General features: G+C 63.2%; 2 protein-coding genes and 1 pseudogene. All 3 read left to right on the top strand.

The annotated features are described in order from the left end of the window. Positions 1-234 (top strand): annotated as a pseudogene (locus AB3X89_RS39460) (hypothetical protein); the annotation flags it as partial. 423 nt (positions 235-657) lie between these two features. Beyond that, on the top strand, positions 658-1,011 hold the full coding sequence (locus tag AB3X89_RS39465; protein WP_368587970.1) for a hypothetical protein: 354 nt from the start codon (positions 658-660) through the stop codon (positions 1,009-1,011). Positions 1,012-1,085: 74 nt separating this feature from the next. Beyond that, positions 1,086-1,757: a hypothetical protein gene (locus AB3X89_RS39470; protein ID WP_368587971.1), complete on the top strand. Its 672-nt coding sequence runs from the start codon at positions 1,086-1,088 to the stop codon at positions 1,755-1,757. The last annotated feature ends 453 nt before the right edge of the window (positions 1,758-2,210 follow it).

Genomic DNA, 2,210 nt, shown 5'->3' on the forward strand with positions numbered 1-2,210 from the left:
TACATCGAGGACAAAGACATCTATGCATTTCACAAGAAATACGGCTACGGTGTGCGCTCGCTGGCCGAGGCACAGATCTCGCGCATCAAGCGCTGCATCGGCGAGCGCCTGCTCACGCAGGAGCTTGCGTCGCAGGAAGGCGAAGGCATAATCATCGCCAATCCAGTCTTTGCCGCAATGACGTGGCGCGAGAACTTTTCGACATCCAGTGTAGGGTCAGCGCGGCGCAACTGATGCCATTCGCGCTCGATTGTCCCGACCCAGCTTTCCATTTGCATGGTGAGCAATCTCCCGGTGAAGAATGCACCTGATTCTAGCTCACCTTTTGCCACTTGCAATGTCGGGACCCCGTGTCCTTGGCTGCGTACGTTCGGCAGGTGGCGGAGCGTACCGCTGCCCTGATTTCCCGCCGTCGCTATGCACGAAGCCGCGACCGTACCGAAGTGATCCAGCGCGGGTACTTTATACAGGCCTGCCTGTTTGCCATATCCAGGTGGCGGTGCCAGGCAGTGAGGAGGAGAGGTATAATAACGAACACTATTTATACCTCAGGTGACTCAATTGGGGCGACGCTGGATTGCACGCGTCGCTGGCGGCGATCGCGTGGTCAGCGCTCAGTCCGATTCGCGTGAGGTGATAGAAGGAGATGGTTCCACGATGGCTAATGCATTCGAACTCATTGCCCTGGCGCTGCCTGGCGATGTCGCGCCCGAGTCACTGCCCGCCACCGTCCGCCAGTTCGTCGCCGACTGCTGGCCCGGAATGAGCCGCGGCCAGTTGCTCGCCCGCGCGCGGCGGCTGGCGCTGCGGCCGTCGCTGCGCGCGGGTTCGGCGACTGCGCCGGGTGGGATTGGCCGCTTTGCGCTGACCCTTACGGCGGGCGTCGAGATCGTGTCCCTGATCGCGCATCTGCGCCGCGTTGCACAGCGCCGCGCCTCCGCGCGCAGTCGCAAGGGGGCCACCGCCTCCCGGCCGCCCGCGCGCGATCCGCGCCAGGCGTTGCTGTTCTGAGAGTGCGGCAAATGGGACGACCCCGAATCGAATGGAGCGACTCGCAGGTGCGCGCAATCTCGAGTGCGGTTGCGATGCTCGACCGTCACTTCCCACGGGACAACACGGGTTTTCTGGACGGGCTCGTTGCGGCGGTACGCGCTACGACGGGCCGTGTCTATGGCGCCACGACCTACGGTCGGTTGTTGCGGGATGTCGCGCCGCAGGTCGGAGTACGTCGGCGCCCCAGTACGCCGACAATCCAGTCCGCGGTGTTGCGCGCGCAGGCGCTCGAGCGTGGCGCCGTACAGGCGGCTGCCGAAGCGTCCGCGCTGCTTCCTGCTGACTCGCGCGTAGCAACGGCTGCCGCCGTAAAACAACTGCCCGCGGTGGCGCAGCGCAGAAAACGTGAAGACGCCCGACATCCCGTCACCGTCGATGCTGACGCGCTGCGCGCCTCGCTCACGCCATTGCTGCGCGAACTGCTGCGCGAGAGCGTCGCGCCGCTGCATGCACGGGCCGGCCAAGGGGTGTCATCCAATGCGGACGACGAGAGCGCACGCGAGCTGCAGCTGACGACGGCCGCGCTCAAGGACGCACGTGCGAGGATCCGTCAGCTCGAGTTCGAAATGGGTGAACTGCGCCGCGAACTTGGTGCCGCGCAGGCCGCGCGCGATCTCGCGCGTGTGCACGTCAGTGCGATGCTGGAGGATCTGCGCGAAGCGATCGCAGCGTCGCGCCAGGGCCGCAGGGCAGCTCGCCGGTAACTCGAAATGCCGGGAAGAGTCCGCGGCTGCGGTCGTGTGCCTGGATTCGACCGGGGCTGGAACCCGCTTTATCCGGGCGAGTGAACACCAAAAGGACCAGTTCCAATACCTGACGAAAATCTGTCAAGACCAAAGATTCAACATACAGGTCGTATTCCTATGCAATTGTGGAATGGGACCGATCGTGGTTTCCTCGGGACGTTGCCTGAATTGGTATTGAGGTCGGGTAGCAGCGGTGCATTACTGCACCGCCGCCCCCTAAGAATCGTGCATGCGAGTTTCCCCGCACACGGCCAAAGCCTTTCAAAGCCCCATTGCCGGGAACGGTGAACCGCCCCGGGATTTCCGGAGGCTCCACTTCTTGAGAAAATGGAGCTATGGAAAACACGAAGAAGAAGTGCCCAAGGTACTCGCCTGAAGTTCGTGAGCGGGCTGTGCGAATGGTTCTGGAAC

Origin of the sequence: Paraburkholderia sp. BR14320, assembly GCF_040948665.1 — a bacterium.
GTDB classification, from domain to species: Bacteria; Pseudomonadota; Gammaproteobacteria; order Burkholderiales; family Burkholderiaceae; genus Paraburkholderia; species Paraburkholderia youngii.

Coding starts and splice junctions, on each gene's coding strand:
- AB3X89_RS39470 (WP_368587971.1), top strand. CDS start 1,086: ATGCTCGACCGTCACTTCCCACGGGACAACACGGGTTTTCTGGACGGG.
- AB3X89_RS39465 (WP_368587970.1), top strand. CDS start 658: ATGGCTAATGCATTCGAACTCATTGCCCTGGCGCTGCCTGGCGATGTC.